Genomic DNA, 19,004 nt, shown 5'->3' on the forward strand with positions numbered 1-19,004 from the left:
GCGTTTCACGGCAGTTCCCGGGAGCGCCGGCGGGCCGCCGTGCCCTCTATGTGGGTGGTTGTCGGGTGGTATCCGGACAGGGCCCCGCGGTGTGCCCGCCGGTAGCGGCCAGGTAAGGTCAGGGGGCATCGTTGGTACGTTCCCCACAGGAGGCCCCCGGGTGGAGGTCCAGGAGACGCGGGTCCAGACGGATCGCGTCCTCACCATCCCGAACATTCTGAGCATGGCTCGTCTCGTCGGCGTGCCGGTGTTCCTGTGGTTGATCCTGTGGAAGGAGTTCGGCGGCCCGGACACCAAGTACTGGGCGCTGCTCGTCCTGGCGCTGAGCGGCGTCAGCGACTACCTCGACGGCAAGCTGGCCCGCCGCTGGAACCAGATCAGCAGCCTGGGCCGGATCCTCGACCCCGCCGCCGACCGGCTGTACATCCTCTCCACCCTCGTGGGCCTGACCTGGCGCGGAATCCTTCCGCTGTGGGTCACCGCGGCCCTCCTGGCGCGCGAGGTGATGCTGCTGATCGCGGTCGCGGCGCTCGCCCGCCACAAGTACGGGCCTCCCCAGGTGAACTTCCTGGGGAAGGCGGCTACATTCAACTTGATGTACGCGTTCCCGTTGCTGCTGCTCAGCGACGGAGAAGGCTGGCTCCACACGCTCGCTGAAATTTTCGGATGGGCGTTCGCCGGATGGGGTACAGCACTGTACTGGTGGGCAGGGATCCTCTATGTGGTCCAGGTCCGCCGGCTCATCAAGGCGGACACCAAGGCCGACTGAACTCGCCGTACGTATTCGGACCCGGCGCGACCGGGTGCCGAAGACGGAGAACGGTAACTCTCCCGGACGGGTGATGTCGGCAGGACCGTCGTCTGTTTCGAGGAGGACGCTTCCGACATGAAGGCCGTTGTGATGGCCGGTGGCGAAGGCACGCGGCTTCGCCCCATGACGTCGAGTATGCCCAAGCCGCTGCTGCCCGTGGCCAACAGGCCGATCATGGAGCATGTGCTGCGGCTGCTGAAGCGGCATGGGCTCAGCGAGACCGTAGTGACCGTGCAATTCCTGGCGTCGCTCGTCCGGAACTACTTCGGTGACGGAGAAGAGCTCGACATGGAGCTCACCTACGCCAACGAGGAAAAGCCGCTGGGGACGGCCGGCAGCGTGAAGAACGCCGAGGAAGCGCTGCGCGACGACGCTTTCCTTGTGATCTCCGGAGATGCGCTCACCGACTTCGATCTCACCGACCTGATCCGTTTCCACAAGGAGAAGGGCGCGCTCGTCACCGTCTGCCTCACGAGGGTCCCCAATCCTCTGGAATTCGGTATCACGATCGTCGACGAGGAAGGCAAGGTCGAGCGTTTCCTGGAGAAGCCCACCTGGGGCCAGGTCTTCTCCGACACGGTGAACACGGGCATCTACGTCATGGAGCCCGAGGTCTTCGACTATGTGGAACCCGACGTCCCGGTGGACTGGTCGGGGGATGTCTTCCCGCAGCTGATGAAGGAGGGCAAGCCGGTCTACGGCTACATCGCCGAGGGCTACTGGGAAGACGTGGGCACCCACGAGAGCTATGTGAAGGCCCAGGCCGACGTCCTCGAAGGCAAGGTCGAGGTGGACATCGACGGCTTCGAGATCTCGCCGGGCGTCTGGGTCGCCGAGGGCGCCGAGGTGAGCTCGGACGCGGTGCTGCGCGGCCCGCTGTACATCGGCGACTACGCCAAGGTCGAGGCCGGCGCCGAGATCCGCGAGCACACCGTCGTCGGCTCCAACGTCGTCGTCAAGAGCGGTGCCTTCCTGCACAAGGCCGTGGTGCACGACAACGTGTACATAGGGCAGCAGAGCAACCTGCGCGGCTGTGTGATCGGGAAGAACACCGACGTCATGCGGGCGGCCCGGATCGAGGACGGCGCGGTCATCGGCGACGAGTGCCTCGTCGGTGAGGAATCGATTGTTCAGGGCAACGTACGGGTCTATCCGTTCAAGACCATCGAGGCCGGCGCCTTCGTCAACACCTCGGTCATCTGGGAGTCCCGCGGCCAGGCCCATCTCTTCGGCGCGCGGGGCGTCTCCGGCATCCTGAACGTCGAGATCACCCCCGAGGTGGCCGTACGGCTCGCCGGCGCGTACGCCACGACCCTGAAGAAGGGCTCCACGGTCACCATCGCCCGGGACCACTCCCGGGGCGCGCGGGCCCTGAAGCGCGCGATGATCTCCGCGCTCCAGGCCAGCGCCATCGACGTACGGGACGTGGAGAACGTGCCGCTGCCGGTCGCCCGGCAGCAGACGGCCCGGGGCAGCGCCGGCGGCATCATGGTCCGTACGACACCGGGCGTACCGGACTCCGTCGACATCATGTTCCTCGACGAGCGGGGGGCCGACCTCTCCCTCGGGGGCCAGCGCAAGCTGGACCGGGTCTACGCGCGCCAGGAGTACCGCAGGGCCTTCCCCGGCGAGATCGGCGACCTGCACTTCCCCTCCAGCGTCTACGACTCCTACACCGGGTCGCTGCTCAGGTCGCTGGACACCGAGGGCATCGGCGAAGCGGGCCTGAAGGTGGTCGTCGACGCCTCCAACGGCAGCGCCGGCCTGGTGCTGCCCAGCCTCCTGGGGCGCCTCGGCGTCGACTCGCTGACGATCAACCCGGGCCTGGACGAGTCGCGGCCGACGGAGACCGCCGACGCCAGGCGTTCCGGGCTGGTGCGGCTCGGGGAGATCGTGGCCTCCGCGCGGGCGGCCTTCGGGGTGCGGTTCGACCCCGTCGGTGAACGGCTGTCGCTGGTGGACGAGCGGGGCCGGATCATCGAGGACGACCGGGCGCTGCTGGTCATGCTGGACCTGGTGGCCGCCGAACGGCGCAGCGGCCGGGTGGCGCTGCCGGTCACCACGACCCGTATCGCCGAGCAGGTGGCCGCGTACCACGGCACACAGGTGGAGTGGACGACGACCTCGCCCGACGACCTGACCCGGGTGGGGCGCGCGGACGACACCATCTTCGGCGGTGACGGCCGTGGCGGCTTCATCATTCCGGAGTTCAGCTCCGTCTTCGACGGCGCGGCGGCGTTCGTACGGCTGATCGGGCTGGTGGCCCGTACGCAGCTCACCCTCAGCCAGATCGACGCACGGATTCCGCGGGCGCATGTGCTCAAGCGGGACCTGGCGACGCCGTGGGCGGTCAAGGGCCTGGTCATGCGCCATGTGGTGGAAGCCGCCGGGGACCGGTCGGTGGACACGACCGACGGCGTACGGGTGGTGGAGACCGACGGGCGCTGGGTGCTGGTGCTGCCGGACCCGGCGGAGGCCGTCACCCATCTGTGGGCGGAGGGCCCTGACGACGCCTCGGCCCAGCAGCTGCTGGACGAGTGGTCGGCGGTGGTGGACAGCGCGGGCCGCTGATCCCCCGCGGGCGTGAGCGCGTCCGCACGACCCCGTGACCCCACCGGTGTGCCGCGATTCGGCACGCCGGTGGGGCCATTGGGAGACTTCGGCGCCGACGTGCGACGATGTGCGGCATGCCGCAGCAGCGCCCCGATCGGAGCACCCCCCACCAGGCCTCGCGCCCCGATGCCTCGATGTCGCTGCTGACCAACGTCATGGACCACGCCCTGGACGACGGGTACGCGGAAGCGACGGCGCGCAAGGCGGAGGCGGGGGTGCGGGGCCTGCCCCGTACCTTGCGGGCGAAGTTGGGGCTGGCGGCGGGCCTGGTGCTCGCCGCGGTGGTGGTGACGGTCGGCGCCGCCCAGGCGCGGATATCGGCACCCACCCTGGCGAAGGAACGCGAGGAGCTGATCAACCGCATCGAGCACGGCACGGCCGACGCCGACGCGGTACAGAAGCGTGTCGACGCGCTCCGCGACGACGTGGGGTCGATGCAGCGCGAGGCGTTGAAGAAGCACGGCGGCGACCGGGCCGAGCTGCTGGCGCTGCTGGCCGGCTCGACGCAGGTGACCGGGCCCGGGGCGAAACTCGTCGTCGACGACGCGAAGTCGGCCCAGTCGAGTGGCGGCGGTCCGCGCGAGAGCAGTGGATTCTCGGACACCGGGCGGCTGCGCGACCGGGATCTGCAGCGGGTCGTCAACGGCCTCTGGGCGTCCGGCGCCGAAGCGGTCGCCGTCAACGGGCAGCGGCTCACCTCCCTCTCGGCGATCAGAGCCGCGGGAGACGCCATACTGGTCGACAACAAACCGCTGGTGCCGCCGTACACGGTGCTGGCGGTGGGGGACGGGCACAAGCTCGCGACCGCGTTCCAGGACAGTGCGGACGGTCAGTACTTGGACGTCCTGCGCAAGAACTACGGGATCCGTACGAAGATTTCCGCCGAGAACGAGGTCACGCTGCCGCCCGCGCCCAGTTTGATCGTACGTACAGCACAGCCGAAGGCCGGTGCCGCGGGCGGCGCCGACACAGGGAAGGGCACATCGTGATCGCCGTACTGGGCCTCATCGTGGGAGTCGTGGTCGGGCTTGTGGTCCGACCCGTGGTGCCGACGGTGGTCGAGCCCTACCTGCCGATCGCTGTCGTCGCGGCGCTGGACGCCGTCTTCGGCGGTCTGCGCGCGATGCTGGACGGCATCTTCGACGACAAGGTCTTCGTCGTCTCGTTCCTGTCCAACGTGGTGGTCGCCGCGCTCATCGTCTTCCTCGGCGACAAGCTCGGCGTCGGCGCCCAGCTGTCCACCGGTGTGGTCGTCGTACTGGGCATCCGCATCTTCTCCAACGCCGCGGCCATCCGCCGGCACGTCTTCAGGGCCTGATGCCGATGGCTACGGACGAGAACCCCGAGCGGGACGGGTCGGACCCCCGAGAGGACCGGTCGTCGCAGGAGCCGCGGAAGGCGCGGCCCGACGAGCCCGGCGGAGCGGAGCGGCCGGCTGACCGTCGGCCGATGCCCCCGGAGAGCCGGTCGCAGGCGGCCCGGCAGGACGACGGGGCATCCGCCACGGACGGGGCAGCCGCCACGGATGAGGGACACGCCGCGGACGAGACGTCGGCGGCGGGTGGCGGGCAGGCCGGGAAACCCGGTCCGGCGGAGCCGCGGATGACCGGCCGGCAGCGGCTGGCCGCCGGTCTGTGGCCGCCGCGGCTGACCCGCGCTCAACTGATCGTTGCTCTGCTGCTGTTCATTCTCGGTCTCGGCCTGGCAATTCAGGTACGTTCCACGAGTGACAGCAGTGCACTACGGGGTGCGCGGCAGGAGGATCTGGTGCGCATCCTGGATGAATTGGACAACCGTTCGCAACGCCTGACGGATGAACAGCGCAGGCTGGAGGGCCAGAAGACCGAGCTGGAGAACAGCTCGGACCAGGCCGAGGAGGCCCGGAAGCAGACCGTGGAGAAGGAGCAGCAGCTCGGCGTGCTGGCGGGGACGGTGGCGGCCCAGGGGCCGGGCATCAACCTCACCATCAAGGACCCGACGCACTCCGTGGAGGCGGACAAACTCCTGGACACCGTCCAGGAGTTGCGGGCGGCCGGCGCCGAGGCCATTCAGATCAACGACGTACGGATCGTGGCCGATTCGTACCTCTCGGATGTCCGCGGCGGCGTGCAGGTCGACGGGAAACGGGTCACCCAGCCGTACCGTTTCAAGGTGATCGGCAAGCCCGAGGACCTGGAACCGGCGCTGAACATCCCTGGCGGTGTGGTGCAGACTTTGGAAAAGGAGCAGGCCACTGTGTCTGTGAGCCGTGACGAGAAGATCATCGTGGACGCCTTGCGGGCGGCGAAGCGGCCTGACTACGCTCGGTCGTCATCGCGGTGAGCCGGCGACGTATGGGGGCGCCCCGGGTCGGGCATGAGGTAGCGGGGGGTCGGCGCACCGTACGGGTGGTGCGTGGTGGAAACTGTGAGAAGGCCACGGACGTTCACCGGATGTCCGGATCGGCCGGTGTGTGCATCGAGGGTTCGTCCTGCCCCACGGGCGGGTCTGTTTCGTTCAAGGGGAATCGCCCGTGAAGTTGTTTGCAAAGCTGTTCGGCAAGAGCGCACGCCAGGAGGGCGGCAGCGGTTCGGCGAAGCACCGTGCCTCGCGCCAGCCCGAGGAGAGCGGCTCCGGCGCAGAGCGTCCGCTCTTCCGTGACCAGGTCGACGGCCCCGGTGCGCCGGGTGCTCATTCTGTTGACCCCTCCGTGCCCGGCCGCATAGGTTCCCAGGGACCGTCGGCCGCGAACACGGGTGGAGGGGTTGCCTTGCCGGTATGTACGAGGTGCGGTCACCGCAACGCCGAGGCGAGCCGGTTCTGCTCCAACTGCGGAGCACCGCTGCGCCCCGGGGCGCAGGCCGAGCGTGCTTCCGAGACGACCTCGACCATCTCCATCTCGGGGCTTGAGGCGTACGACGCGGAGACGACGGGGCAGACGCAGGTCCCGTCGCTGTCCCCGGAGGCCCAGGCGGCCGTCGAGGCACTGCCCATGGGCTCGGCCCTGCTGGTCGTGCGCCGCGGACCGAATTCGGGCAGCCGCTTCCTCCTGGACGGCGACCTGACGACGGCCGGGCGGCATCCGCAGAGCGACATCTTCCTGGACGACGTGACGGTCTCGCGCCGCCACGTGGAGTTCCGCCGCGGCCAGGACGGCGGCTTCACGGTCGCCGACGTCGGCAGCCTGAACGGCACGTACGTCAACCGTGAGCGGATCGACTCGGTTCCGCTCGCCAACGGTGACGAGGTCCAGATCGGCAAGTTCCGGCTGGTCTTCTACGCCAGCCAGCGGGGCGTCGGCTTCTGACCGGCCAGGGAAGGCATATGCACCGCACTGCGCCGGGTGGTGCCGGGTCCGCCGGCACCACCTCGGACGGCAAGCTGATGAGCATCGGTACGGTGCTCAACACGCTGCGCGACGAGTTCCCCGAGGTGACCATCTCCAAGATCCGTTTCTTGGAGGCCGAGGGGCTCGTCGAGCCGCGGCGCACCCCGTCCGGGTACCGCAAGTTCAGCACGGACGACGTGGCCCGGCTGGCGGCCGTCCTGCGGATGCAGCGTGACCACTATCTTCCGCTGAAAGTGATCCGCGAGCATCTCGACGCGCTCGCGCGTGGCGAACAGGTGCAGCTGCCCGCTCCCGCCGCGCCCGCGGGGGAGCTGTTCGAGGGCCTGGGCGAGCCGGCCGGCGACCGGCCCACGGCCGCCCGTATCGGCCGGGCGGAGCTGCTGGCCGCCGCGGAGGTCGAGGAGGCCGAACTCGCCGACTGGGAGGCGTACGGGCTCATCGTCCCGGACGCCGAGGGCGGGTACGACATCGAGGCCGTCACGGTCGCCAAGCTGGTCGCCGAACTGGGGCGATTCGGTCTGGAGCCCCGCCATCTGCGGGCCGTGAAGGCGGCGGCCGAACGGGAGGCCAACCTCGTCGAGCAGATCGTGGCGCCGCTGCGCCGGCACCGCAATCCGCAGACCAGGCACCATGCCGAGGCCACGGCCAGAGAGCTGGCCACGCTGTCCGTACGGCTGCATGCCGCACTGGTCCAGTCCGCCCTGCGGGTCCGGCCGACGTGAGCAATAGGTGGCCCGACTACCCAAACCGGCCGGGCACGTCCTAGGGTTGCTGTGTGAACGAGCTCGATGTCGTGGGTGTCCGGGTGGAAATGCCTTCCAACCAACCGATCGTGCTCCTACGGGAGGTAGGAGGCGATCGTTACCTGCCCATTTGGATCGGGCCGGGGGAGGCCACCGCCATCGCCTTCGCCCAGCAGGGGATGGCCCCTGCCAGGCCGCTGACGCATGACCTCTTCAAGGACGTGCTGGAAGCGGTGGGCCAGGAACTGACGCAGGTCCGCATCACGGACCTGCGCGAGGGGGTCTTCTATGCCGAACTGGTCTTCGCCAGCGGTGTCGAGGTCAGCGCCCGTCCGTCCGACGCCATAGCGCTGGCGCTGCGCACCGGTACGCCGATCTACGGGACCGACGGGGTCCTCGACGACGCGGGGATCGCCATCCCGGACGAGCAGGAGGACGAGGTGGAGAAGTTCCGCGAGTTCCTCGACCAGATCTCGCCCGAGGACTTCGGCACCAACAGCCAGTGAGCCGGGTGCGCGGAGGGTTGTCTTCCGCGCATTCGACTAGCCTTTCCCCGTCCGGGGGCACGAGAAACCACTCGCAGGGTGATTATCACTCGGCGTGGCGAGCGCGGCGATCGTTGACGCACCCCGAGTGACTGCATACCGTCGATAAGGCAGGTCCCGTCCGGGACGTGGAGGACGGAGGTCGGCGTGGCAATCACCGGCGACGGTACGGCGGCGGAAGGGGCGTTGCCGCTCCACCCCGGAGCTGTTGACCGCACCCCGGCACAGGCTGCCGAGGTGCCGGGTGACCGCGGGGCGGAAACCATCGGCTACCGCGGCCCCACGGCGTGCGCGGCCGCGGGGATCACCTACCGCCAGCTCGACTACTGGGCCCGTACGGGGCTCGTCGAGCCGAGCGTACGGCCCGCCTACGGGTCGGGCACCCAGCGGCTCTACAACTTCCGGGACGTCGTCGTCCTGAAGATCGTCAAGCGGCTGCTGGACACCGGGGTCTCTCTCCAGAACATCCGCACCGCGGTGCGGCACCTGCGCTCCCGCGGGCTGTCCGACCTGGCGAGAATGACTCTGATGAGCGACGGTGCGACGGTCTACGAGTGCACCTCGCCCGACGAGGTCGTCGACCTCCTCCAAGGTGGGCAGGGAGTCTTCGGCATCGCGGTGGGCGTGGTGTGGCGTGACGTGGAGGGCGCGCTGTCGCAGCTGCACGGGGAGCGCGTGGACACCGGCGAGACGCTGGTCCGGCACAACCCGCACGACGAACTGGCGCGGCGGCGCCACCGGGCGGGCTGAGCAACCGGGCGGGCTGAGCGGGTACGCGGCGCGGCGGCCGACATGCCGGGTCCGGGCATCGGGTCCGGGCGCCGGGCCGCTGCGTACGCCCGTCATGGCGGCCTGCCGCGCCACTGCCGCACCAGAACCGCGCCGCTCCGCATCAGAAGCGCACACCCGCCCCCAGGGCCCCTGGAAGCCTTCTCCAGCGCCTCCGACGGCGTCTCGGAGCCCTTCGCGTGTCGCTCGCCGGGGCCGGTCGGCGCGATTGTCAGTGGTGTGGGGGAGCATCAGTCGTGTGAGACGTGCGCCGACGATCCTGCATCTGGACATGGATGCGTTCTTCGCGGCCGCCGAGCAGGCGGCCAAGCCGAGCCTGCGCGGAAAGCCCGTGGTGGTCGGCGGGATCGGGCCGCGCGGAGTCGTCTCCACGGCGTCGTACGAGGCCCGGGTCTTCGGGGTGCGCTCCGCCATGCCCACCGCCCAGGCCCGCCGCCTCTGCCCGAACGCGGCCTATCTGACGCCCCGCTTCAGCCTGTACCGCCAGGTGAGCGACGCGGTGATGGAGCTCCTCCACGAGCTGTCGCCGCTGGTGGAGCCGCTCAGCCTGGACGAGGCGTTCGTGGACCTGGAAGCGGGCGGCACCGAAGCGGACACCGCGGCGGTGCGGGCGGTGGGGGAGCGGCTGCGGCGGGACATCAGACGCAGGACGGGCCTGACCGGGTCGGTGGGCCTGGCCGGGGCCAAGATGCTCGCCAAGATCGGCTCGGAGCAGGCCAAGCCGGACGGCCTCGTGGTCATCGAGCCGGGCACCGAGCGGGAGCTGCTCGGTCCGATGACGGTGCGGACGCTGCCCGGCGTCGGTCCCGCCACCGCGGAGGCGCTGCGCCGGGCGGGTATCCACACCGTCGCCGAGACGGCGGAGGCGGGTGAGGCGGAGCTCGTACGGCTGCTGGGCAGGGCGCACGGCGCCGGGCTGTACGCGATGGCGCTGGGGCGCGACGAGCGGCCCGTGGTGGCCGAGCGGGACGCGAAGTCCATATCGGTCGAGGACACCTTCGAGGTGGACCTGACCGACCGGACGCGGGTGCGGTCCGAGCTGACGCGGCTGGCGGACCGGTGCGTGCAGCGGCTGCGGGCGGCCGGCCGGTCCGGCAGGACCGTCGTCATCAAGGTGCGCAACTACGACTTCTCGACGCTGACCAGGTCGGAGACGCTGCGCGGGCCCACGGACGACCCGGGGGTGGTGCGGGAGGCCGCGGCCCGGCTGCTGGACCTGGTGGACACGACGGGCGGCGTACGGCTGCTGGGGGTGGGCGTGACCGGGCTCGCCGACTTCACGCAGGAGGACCTGTTCGCCCAGCTGGCGACGGATAAGGCCGCCGCCGAGGAGGAGGCCGAGCGGGAGCGCCGGGCGGCCGACGAGGCCTCGCGGACGGCCGTGGACGAACCGGAGCCCGAGCGGCCCCGGCGGTGGCTCCCCGGGCTCGACGTCGTCCATGACGACCACGGGGCCGGGTGGGTGCAGGGCAGCGGCGTGGGCCGGGTGACCGTACGGTTCGAGCAGCCGTGGACCGGGCCCGGACGGGTGCGCACGTTCCCGGTCGAGGACCCGGCGCTGCGGCCCGGTGAGCCGCTGCCGCTGGTGGGCGGGCCGCCGGACGGGTGGCGCGACGGTCTGCCCGGTCCGCCTGGTCCGCTCCGTCCGCCTGGTCCGCCTGGTCCGCCCGGCGAGCCCAGCGGCCCGGGTGACCGCGCGTCCGGGGAGCCGGACGGAGCCGGCGGTCCGGATGGGCGCGGGCCCGGCGAGCCCGGTGGTCAGTCCTCGACGCCGGCCACCCGCCCGAACTCCGTGTCGGCCGGCGCGGCGTCCGACCCGGGGACGGGATCGGGGGCCGGGATGTCCAGACGGTAGTGGTGGTAAAGCTGTAGCTCCTGCTCCGGCGAGAGGTGGCGGCCCACCCCGAAGTCCGGTGCATCCCTGATCAGCTTGCGGTCGTAGGGAACATGCAGCGCCTCGTCGACCAGATCGCTGGGCTCCAGGGGCACGAACGCGTCCCGGCTGAAGATCCCGGTGCGTACGGCCGCCCATTCCGGTTCGCCGGTCGCGTCGTCCAGGTACACCTCGTCGACGGTGCCGATCTTGGTTCCGTTCTTGTCGAACGCCTTGCGGCCGATCAAGCTGCGGGGATCGATATCGGTCTGCACGGTCCCTCCAAGTGGTCGCAACTGCCTTGTGACAACTACCAAACGGCACAATTCATGCCCCGGCCACTCGAAGGAACGCCCGTTCGGCGCGCTGGTAGGCTGACGAACGGCTGTAGACCCCATGCGGGAGAGTCCTTCGTCGATCTTGGCGGAGGCGCCGAAGGAGCAACTCCTCCCCGGAATCTCTCAGGCTCACGTACCGCATGGACGAGGTCACTCTGGAAAGCAGGGCGGGCCACGGACGGGCACAGCGCCGGAACCCTTCCTCACCGACGGTGAAAGCCGGTACCGCGTGCGGGACCGGTGAAGCTCTCAGGTTGAGATGACAGAGGGGGAGGCCGTCCGGGCACCAGCGCCGTGGTGCCCCGCGTAGGTCGAAACGACCAGGAGGCCCCCGCAGATGACCACCAACCGCATCTCCCTGACCGAGCTGGAACGAGGCACCCCGTTCGAGCAGCGTCATATCGGCCCCGGCCCGGAGGCCCAGGCCAAGATGCTCGCGCAGGTCGGGTTCGGATCGCTGGACGAACTCACCGCGGCCGCCGTACCGGACGTGATCAAGAGCGCCGAGGCGCTGAACCTGCCGCAGGGCCGTACCGAGGCCGAGGTACTGGCCGAGCTGCGGGCGCTCGCGGACCGTAACCAGGTGCTCGCTCCGATGATCGGCCTCGGATACCACGGCACGTTCACCCCGCCGGTGATCCTGCGCAACGTGATGGAGAACCCCGCCTGGTACACGGCCTACACCCCGTACCAGCCGGAGATCTCCCAGGGCCGCCTCGAAGCGCTGCTCAATTTCCAGACCATGGTCGCCGACCTGACCGGCCTGCCGACCTCCGGTGCCTCACTGCTGGACGAGGGCACGGCCGCCGCCGAGGCGATGGCCCTCTCGCGGCGTGTGGGCAAGGTCAAGCAGGGCGTCTTCCTGGTCGACGCCGACTGCCTGCCGCAGACCGTCGCCGTGATCCGAACCCGTGCGGAGCCGACCGGCGTCGAGGTCGTGGTGGCCGACCTGTCCGAGGGCATCCCGGCGGAGGCGGCCGAGCGCGGCGTCTTCGGCGTGCTGCTCCAGTACCCCGGCGCTTCCGGTGCCGTACGGGACCCGCGTGCGCTCATCGAGCAGGCGCACGAGCTGGGCGCGATCGTGACCGTCGCCGCCGACCTGCTGGCGCTGACGCTGCTGACCTCGCCGGGCGAGCTGGGCGCCGACATCGCCGTCGGCACCACGCAGCGGTTCGGCGTCCCGATGGGCTTCGGCGGCCCGCACGCCGGATTCATGGCCGTACAGGAGAAGTTCGCCCGCAGCCTGCCCGGCCGCCTGGTGGGCGTCTCGGTGGACGCCGACGGCAACAAGGCGTACCGGCTCGCTCTCCAGACGCGGGAGCAGCACATCCGCCGGGAGAAGGCCACCAGCAACATCTGCACCGCGCAGGTGCTGCTCGCGGTGATGGCGGGCATGTACGCCGTCTACCACGGCCCGGACGGCCTCGCGGCCATCGCGCGCCGCACCCACCGCTACGCCTCCGTGCTGGCGGAGGGCCTGCGGGCCGGCGGTGTCGAGGTCGTGCACGGCGGGTACTTCGACACGCTGACCGTGCGGGTGCCGGGCCGGGCCGCCGAGGCCGTCGCCGCGGCCCGCGAGGCCGGGGTCAACCTGCGGCTGGTCGACGCCGACCTGGTGGGCGTCGCCTGCGACGAGACCACCGGACGCGCCCAGGTGCACGCGGTGTGGAGCGCCTTCGGCGTCCGGGCCGACATCGGGCAGCTCGACGCGGCCGTGGCCGACGCGCTGCCGCAGGGGCTGCTGCGCGGCGACTCCTACCTGACGCACCCGGTCTTCCACCAGCACCGTTCCGAAACGGCCATGCTGCGCTACCTGCGCCGCCTGTCGGACAAGGACTACGCGCTGGACCGCGGCATGATCCCGCTCGGCTCGTGCACCATGAAGCTGAACGCGACGACCGAGATGGAGCCGGTCACCTGGCCGGAGTTCGGGCAGCTGCACCCCTTCGCCCCGGTCGAGCAGGCCCAGGGCTACCTCACGCTCATCACGGAGCTGGAGGAGCGGCTGGCCACGGTCACCGGGTACGACAAGGTCTCCATCCAGCCGAACGCCGGGTCGCAGGGCGAACTGGCCGGTCTGCTGGCCGTACGGGCGTACCACCGCGCCAACGGCGACGAGCAGCGCACCATCTGTCTGATCCCGTCCTCGGCGCACGGCACGAACGCGGCCAGCGCCGTGATGGCCGGTATGAAGGTCGTCGTCGTCAAGACCGGCGAGGACGGCGAGGTCGACGCCGACGACCTGCGCGCCAAGATCGAACAGCACCGGGACCAGCTCGCGGTGCTGATGGTGACCTACCCGTCCACGCACGGCGTGTTCGAGGAGCACATCACCGAGATCTGCGCGGCGGTGCACGACGCGGGCGGTCAGGTGTACGTGGACGGCGCCAACCTCAATGCGCTGGTCGGTGTCGCCGAGCCCGGAAAGTTCGGCGGCGACGTCTCGCACCTGAACCTGCACAAGACCTTCTGCATCCCGCACGGCGGCGGCGGCCCCGGCGTGGGCCCGGTCGGCGTCCGCGCCCACCTGGCGCCGCACCTTCCCAACCACCCGCTGCAGCCCACCGCGGGCCCGGAGACGGGCGTCGGGCCCATCTCGGCGGCACCGTGGGGCTCCGCGGGCATCCTGCCCATCTCCTGGGCGTACGTCCGGCTGATGGGCGGCGAGGGACTCAAGCGCGCCACCCAGGTCGCGGTGCTCGGCGCCAACTACATCGCCAAGCGGCTGGAGCCGCACTACCCCGTGCTCTACACCGGCCCCGGCGGCCTGGTCGCGCACGAGTGCATCATCGACGTACGGCCGCTGACCAAGGCGACCGGCGTGAGCATCGACGACGTCGCCAAGCGGCTGATCGACTACGGCTTCCACGCGCCGACGATGTCCTTCCCGGTGGCCGGCACGCTGATGATCGAGCCGACCGAGAGCGAGGACCTGCACGAGCTCGACCGCTTCTGCGAGGCGATGATCGCGATACGTGCGGAGATCGACAAGGTCGGCACGGGGGAGTGGGACAAGGACGACAACCCGCTGCGCAACGCCCCGCACACCGCGGCGGCGCTCGGCGGCGAGTGGTCGCACCCGTACACCCGTGAGGAGGCGGTCTTCCCGGCCGGCGTCGAGGCGGCGGAGAAGTACTGGCCGACGGTGCGCCGAATCGACGGTGCGTTCGGGGACCGCAACCTTGTCTGCTCCTGCCCGCCGCTGGAGGAGTACGACGGCTGATCCGCCGTCCGCGCTCCCGCTCGCGGGGCGCACCATGCGAAGGGCCCTCGGCGTCGACGCCGGGGGCCCTGTTGTCCGTTGTGCTGTGTTGCCGGTCATGCTGTGCCGTGCTGTGCGGTCGTGCGTGGTTCCGTGCGCTGAGGTGATCAGGCGGCGGTGGCCACGTGCGGCATGCCCAGAACCCGGTGCGGCGCGATGACCTGGCCGTCCGGCAGCAGCTCACCGGTGTCCTCGAACAGGAGGACACCGTTGCACAGCAGGCTCCAGCCCTGCTCCGGGTGGTGCGCCACCAGATGGGCGGCCTCCCGGTCGGCGGAGTCTGCGGTCGGGCACGGCGGTTGATGCTGGCACATGGATGAAGTCTTTCGCTGCGATGTGGTCTGATTCGTCCTGCGGCTCGACGAGATGCTCATGGCCGCTCCCCCGTTTCAGTAGGTCGATACCAGTGTTGCCCCACGGGCCGGATTCCGCAGGGATTTGGCTGCAGCGGCACTCACTAGATAATGACGCATCACCCGTGCGGTCGGTTCATTTCAAGTACGCGGCACCTCGGGGGCGTTGGGAGCTCGGCGCACGTGTACTCCGCGCGGGTGAGGGCAGCGGAGCGCCCCGCGGCCCAGAAGGGCGCGGGGCGCGTTCCTGTGAGGCGGTGTGCTCCTGTGCGCGGTTGTGTCGTACGACATCGGACGATCGCCGTGCGGAACCCCCTGCCGGGTCTCAGGCCGGCGACCCCAGCAGGGGCACCGGCGCGAGGCGCAGGGTCAGCCGGGGCAGCAGGTCCGCCACCCGGTGCGGCCGGTGGGCGGCGATGCCCGGCGGGGCCGGCGCCAGGGGTACGAGGACGTCACCCGGAGCGGGCACGCCCTCCGCGGCGTCGGCGGTGACGTCGTGGTGCAGCCACAGAGTGAGCATGTACAGCTCCGGCACGGACAGCAGGCGCGGCTGGTACGGGGTCGGTACGGACTCCGCCTGACGCAGTGCGCGTTCGGTCGACGTGACGTAGGGGCCCTCGCAGAAATGCGAGAACGTCCAGCCGTCGGCCGTGAGCATGGCTTCCGCCGTCGCCACCGCCCGATCACCGTCGCGGATCAGAAAGCGCCAGCCGGTCAGCCGGGTGCGAGGGGGGCCGGCGGGGTGGCTGACATCATCCAACACGTAGACGGGAAGGGGGAGTTCGGGGCTGAGCGGGCCCTGGTGGACACGGAGGGCGGGGGTACGGGCCTCGCGCACGGCGGTGGGGGAACCGAGGGCGGCGAGGACGCTGCGGAGGGCGGGCGCGGGGGCAGGGGGAACGTGCAGCGGCATGGTGGGTCGCCTCTCACTTGGGAGACACGGTGGTGCGGGGCAAGGTGCGGACGACGTCGTCAGCGTGCGGGGTCAGAGCGCCAGTACTTGGCCGACCGGGGATGTCGGCCCGGCGGGGTCACCGCTTTGCCACAGCCCCGGTGGAACACCGCGACGCTGGGCGCCAACTCTCTGCCTCGTCAGCGAAGTTTATACGACGCGTGTTCACCAAGTGTTTCGGCTAGCCGTTCCGCGGATTGCCGACAAGGCGGAATCCGGACTCGCCCGCGCGGTGTTTTCGGCACCTTTGCGCGGTGCCCGGCACGGCGGCCTCGTATTTCTTTCCGGACACGGTAGGCCGGATCCGGACGGTCTTTTCACCGATCTCGACGGAGTTTACCGCGACGGAATGAGCCAGCCTCCGGAGCCGACGGTATGCCCTCGGAATGTGCCAGCCCGCCCGTCTCCCGGAGCCTACCGGTTCCGGCGCATGTCCGAGGCGTTGTCGATCGGATTGCCGGGCATCATCGACCGTAGCGCGACCGCCGGAGCCGCCGGGGAGCCCGGCGGTCCGACGCCGCCGGAAGGCCCCGGGCGGCCCGCCGCGCCGGGCCCGTCGTCACGAGGGAGGACGCTTCGATGGGGGAGAAGGTTGCGGCGGGCGGTATCGGCCTCACCGACCGGCAACGCTATCGAAGAAAGCTGCACGCGTGCCTCACGGGATTACGGAGGCTCCTGGAGGACAAGCGATTCGACCGCCCCAAGAACCTGATGGGGCTGGAGATAGAATTGAATCTCGCCGGGCCGGACGGTATGCCGCGGATGATGAACTCGCAGGTCCTGGAGCGCATCGCGAGCCGCGATTTCCAGACGGAACTGGCCCAGTGCAACCTGGAAGTCAATATCCTTCCACACCGGCTGTCCGGGCGCGTCCTCGACCAGCTCGCCGAGGAACTGCGCACGGGACTGGCCTACGCCGACCGCAAGGCCGCCGAAGTGGCCGCCCGCATCGTGATGATCGGCATTCTGCCGACGCTGGCCGCCGAGGACCTGGTCGCCTCCAACCTCTCGGAGATCGACCGTTACGTCCTGCTCAACGACCAGATGAGGGCCGCGCGCGGCGAGGACTTCCAGATCGACCTGGAGGGCGTCGAGCGGCTGGTCTCCTCCTCGGCCTCCATCGCACCCGAGGCCGCGTGCACCTCGGTGCAACTGCACCTGCAGGTCACCCCCGCCCGGTTCCCCGCCGTCTGGAACGCGGCCCAGGCCATCGCCGCCGTACAGATCGCGGTCGGCGCCAACTCGCCGTTCGTCTTCGGCCGCGAACTGTGGCGCGAGTCGCGCCCGCCGGTGTTCCAGCAGGCCACCGACGTCCGGCCGCCGGAACTGCGCGCCCAGGGGGTCCGTCCGCGCACCTGGTTCGGGGAACGCTGGATCGACGCGCCGTACGACCTCTTCGAGGAGAACCTGCGGTTCTTCTCGCCGCTGCTGCCCATCCACTCCGACGAGGACCCGCTGACCGTCCTGGAAGAGGGCGGCGTCCCGAGCCTGGCGGAGCTGGTGCTGCACAACGGCACCGTCTACCGCTGGAACCGCCCGGTGTACGGCGTCGCCGACGGCGTCCCGCACCTCAGGGTCGAGAACCGGGTCCTGCCCGCCGGCCCGACCGTCACCGACGTCATCGCCAACACGGCCTTCTACTACGGGCTGGTGCGGACGCTGGCCGAGGAGCAGCGGCCGGTGTGGACCCGTATGCCGTTCGCCGCCGCGGCCGAGAACTTCGACACCGCGTGCCGTCGCGGCATCGACGCCGTACTGAAGTGGCCGCGCCCCGGCCGCTCCGGCGGCCTCGGCGAGATCTCCGCCGTGCGCCTGGTGCGCCAGGAACTGCTGCCGATGGCCGCGGCCGGCCTAAACGCCTGGGGCGTCGAACCGGCCGACCGGGACCACTACCTCGGCGTGATCGACGCGCGCTGCCGCCGCCGGGTCAACGGAGCTTCCTGGCAGGCCGCCGCGTACCACCACGCGCTCAGCCGCGGCCTGGACCGGGGCGGGGCGCTGGCGGCGATGACCCAGCGGTACAGCGAGCTGATGCACACGGGTGAGCCGGTGCACGCCTGGCCCGTCGAGTGGACCGCGGCACCGGTGGTGGCGGGGCGGGGGTGAGTGGGGGCGGGGGCAGCGCTACGTGCCGTGGCTGTGTCACCGTGCCCCCGTATCCCCCGTGTCCCCGTCCCCTCCTGTATCCCCGTCCCCCCGTGTCCCCTGCTTCCCCCGTGACTCCTGCTTCCCTTACATCCCTTGCATCTCCGTATCCGGGGCCCGTACCCATGCGCCGTCTGAGGGCTTCGGGCGCCGCGGGGGGCTGTGCAGCGCCCCGGTGAGGCTCGCGGGGGCCCGCATCGGGCAAGCTATGACGTCCCATTCATGACACCCCATGAGCGGTGCGGCGGCAGAGCGGAACTGGAGGCAGTGTGCAGTCGGACGCGAGTCCCGTGACCGGTGCGGAAAACCCCGGCCGGAAGCGGCAGGGCCCGGACGAAGGGCGGGACGGCGGCGCGGACGGCGGGCTTTCGCGGCGGCTCCTGCGCGGCGAGACGGTGCTGGTCCTGGCGCTCTCGCTCGGCGCGAGCGGCGTGTCCGCGCTCATCAGCTTCATCGGGTCGCTGACCAGGCCGGGCGGCCTCAAGGACCAGGCCGCGATGCTGAACTCCTCACACGCGCCGGGACGCCCGTGGCTCGACCTCGCCTGGCAGGTGTTCGGCATCGCCACCGCGCTCGTCCCCGTGGCGCTGGTGGCGCACCTGCTGATCCGGGAGCGGGCCGGCGGTCTCCGGGCGGTCGGTTTCGACCGGCGGCGGCCCGGCTTCGACCTGAGCCGCGGCGTCTGCGTGGCGGCGGTCATCGGGGGCAGCGGACTGCTGCTGTACCTCGGCGCGCGGGCGGCGGGCTTCAACCTGACGGTGGTGCCGGAGGCGCTGCCCGGTGTGTGGTGGAAGTTTCCGGTACTGATCGCCTCGGCGGTGCAGAACGCCGTCGTCGAGGAGGTCATCGTCGTCGGGTATCTGCTGCGGCGGCTGGGGCAGCTGGGGTGGGCCCCGATGGCCGTACTGGCGGCGAGTGCGGTACTGCGCGGTTCGTACCACCTTTACCAGGGCATCGGCGGGTTCATCGGGAACATGGTGATGGGCGTGATCTTCGTACTGCTGTACCGGCGCTGGGGGCGCGTCGGTCCGCTGGTCGCCGCGCACGCGCTGATCGACATCGTGGCGTTCCTGGGGTACGCGTTGCTGGCGGGGAAGGTGGGGTGGCTGCCCACGGTGTGACGGACGGCTGCCGATGCCCGGAACTCCACGGTGTGACGGGGCCGGGCTCGGCCGGGTGCCGGGTGCCGGGTGTCGGGTGCCGGGCGCAGGGTGTTGGGTGCCGTGCCCGGGTCCGTGCCCGGGTCACGTTC

Annotated in this window: 16 protein-coding genes and 1 riboswitch; of the genes, 13 read left to right on the forward strand and 3 right to left on the reverse strand. The window is 70.7% G+C overall.

The window, feature by feature from the left end; translation table 11 throughout:
* The first annotated feature begins 160 nt into the window (after window positions 1-160).
* From A6A06_RS10875 to A6A06_RS10920, 10 genes are all read left to right on the forward strand, one after another.
* Window positions 161-769 carry a CDP-alcohol phosphatidyltransferase family protein gene (locus tag A6A06_RS10875; RefSeq protein WP_073761017.1) on the forward strand — a complete coding sequence of 203 codons (609 nt, stop codon included), beginning with the start codon at window positions 161-163 and terminating at the stop codon, window positions 767-769.
* A gap of 117 nt (window positions 770-886) precedes the next feature.
* The gene (locus A6A06_RS10880) at window positions 887-3,382 is read left to right on the forward strand and encodes a mannose-1-phosphate guanyltransferase (protein ID WP_073761018.1); all 2,496 of its coding nucleotides are present in this window, start codon (window positions 887-889) and stop codon (window positions 3,380-3,382) included.
* Between the two features lie 116 nt (window positions 3,383-3,498).
* Entirely contained in the window at window positions 3,499-4,413 is a 915-nt protein-coding gene (locus tag A6A06_RS10885; protein ID WP_073761019.1) for a DUF881 domain-containing protein, read from the forward strand.
* Window positions 4,410-4,742 carry a small basic family protein gene (locus A6A06_RS10890; protein WP_003984969.1) on the forward strand — a complete coding sequence of 111 codons (333 nt, stop codon included), beginning with the start codon at window positions 4,410-4,412 and terminating at the stop codon, window positions 4,740-4,742. The genes A6A06_RS10885 and A6A06_RS10890 overlap by 4 nt, the downstream gene beginning before the upstream one ends.
* Complete coding sequence (locus A6A06_RS10895; protein WP_073761020.1) at window positions 4,742-5,746, forward strand: DUF881 domain-containing protein; 1,005 nt, start codon at window positions 4,742-4,744, stop codon at window positions 5,744-5,746. Before A6A06_RS10890 ends, A6A06_RS10895 begins: the two co-directional genes overlap by 1 nt.
* Before the next feature lie 148 nt (window positions 5,747-5,894).
* Window positions 5,895-6,710 (forward strand): FHA domain-containing protein, encoded by an 816-nt coding sequence (locus A6A06_RS43500; protein WP_199930817.1) that lies wholly within the window; start codon window positions 5,895-5,897, stop codon window positions 6,708-6,710.
* A 17-nt stretch (window positions 6,711-6,727) separates the two neighbouring features.
* Window positions 6,728-7,474 carry a transcriptional regulator FtsR gene (gene ftsR, locus A6A06_RS10905; protein ID WP_073761022.1) on the forward strand — a complete coding sequence of 249 codons (747 nt, stop codon included), beginning with the start codon at window positions 6,728-6,730 and terminating at the stop codon, window positions 7,472-7,474.
* Between the two features lie 53 nt (window positions 7,475-7,527).
* A complete protein-coding gene (locus tag A6A06_RS10910) occupies window positions 7,528-8,001 on the forward strand; it encodes a bifunctional nuclease family protein (protein ID WP_003984965.1) in 474 nt (157 codons plus the stop codon).
* A 186-nt stretch (window positions 8,002-8,187) separates the two neighbouring features.
* On the forward strand, window positions 8,188-8,790 hold the full coding sequence (locus A6A06_RS10915) for a MerR family transcriptional regulator (RefSeq protein WP_073761023.1): 603 nt from the start codon (window positions 8,188-8,190) through the stop codon (window positions 8,788-8,790).
* 277 nt (window positions 8,791-9,067) lie between these two features.
* Window positions 9,068-10,684, forward strand: coding sequence for a DNA polymerase IV (locus A6A06_RS10920; protein WP_073761024.1), 1,617 nt, complete (start codon window positions 9,068-9,070; stop codon window positions 10,682-10,684).
* On the opposite strand, the gene A6A06_RS10925 is transcribed toward A6A06_RS10920, so the two are convergent.
* Complete coding sequence (locus tag A6A06_RS10925; RefSeq protein WP_079193943.1) at window positions 10,588-10,977, reverse strand: PRC-barrel domain-containing protein; 390 nt, start codon at window positions 10,975-10,977, stop codon at window positions 10,588-10,590. The genes A6A06_RS10920 and A6A06_RS10925 overlap by 97 nt on opposite strands.
* A gap of 114 nt (window positions 10,978-11,091) precedes the next feature.
* A riboswitch (glycine riboswitch) is annotated at window positions 11,092-11,189 on the forward strand.
* Window positions 11,190-11,377: 188 nt separating this feature from the next.
* Between A6A06_RS10925 and gcvP the strand changes: the two genes are divergently transcribed.
* The gene (gene gcvP / locus A6A06_RS10930; RefSeq protein ID WP_073761026.1) at window positions 11,378-14,263 is read left to right on the forward strand and encodes an aminomethyl-transferring glycine dehydrogenase; all 2,886 of its coding nucleotides are present in this window, start codon (window positions 11,378-11,380) and stop codon (window positions 14,261-14,263) included.
* 146 nt (window positions 14,264-14,409) lie between these two features.
* Here gcvP and A6A06_RS10935 read toward each other — a convergent pair whose 3' ends face one another.
* Window positions 14,410-14,616 carry a DUF5999 family protein gene (locus A6A06_RS10935; protein WP_338015885.1) on the reverse strand — a complete coding sequence of 69 codons (207 nt, stop codon included), beginning with the start codon at window positions 14,614-14,616 and terminating at the stop codon, window positions 14,410-14,412.
* 364 nt (window positions 14,617-14,980) lie between these two features.
* A complete protein-coding gene (locus tag A6A06_RS10940; RefSeq protein WP_073761028.1) occupies window positions 14,981-15,568 on the reverse strand; it encodes a hypothetical protein in 588 nt (195 codons plus the stop codon).
* 618 nt (window positions 15,569-16,186) lie between these two features.
* Here A6A06_RS10940 and A6A06_RS10945 point away from each other — a divergent pair.
* Window positions 16,187-17,713, forward strand: coding sequence for a glutamate-cysteine ligase family protein (locus A6A06_RS10945; protein ID WP_073761029.1), 1,527 nt, complete (start codon window positions 16,187-16,189; stop codon window positions 17,711-17,713).
* A 419-nt stretch (window positions 17,714-18,132) separates the two neighbouring features.
* Entirely contained in the window at window positions 18,133-18,873 is a 741-nt protein-coding gene (locus tag A6A06_RS10950) for a CPBP family intramembrane glutamic endopeptidase (RefSeq protein ID WP_242440685.1), read from the forward strand.
* The last annotated feature ends 131 nt before the right edge of the window (window positions 18,874-19,004 follow it).

The organism is Streptomyces sp. CB02923, assembly GCF_001905005.1.
Lineage (GTDB): Bacteria > Actinomycetota > Actinomycetes > Streptomycetales > Streptomycetaceae > Streptomyces.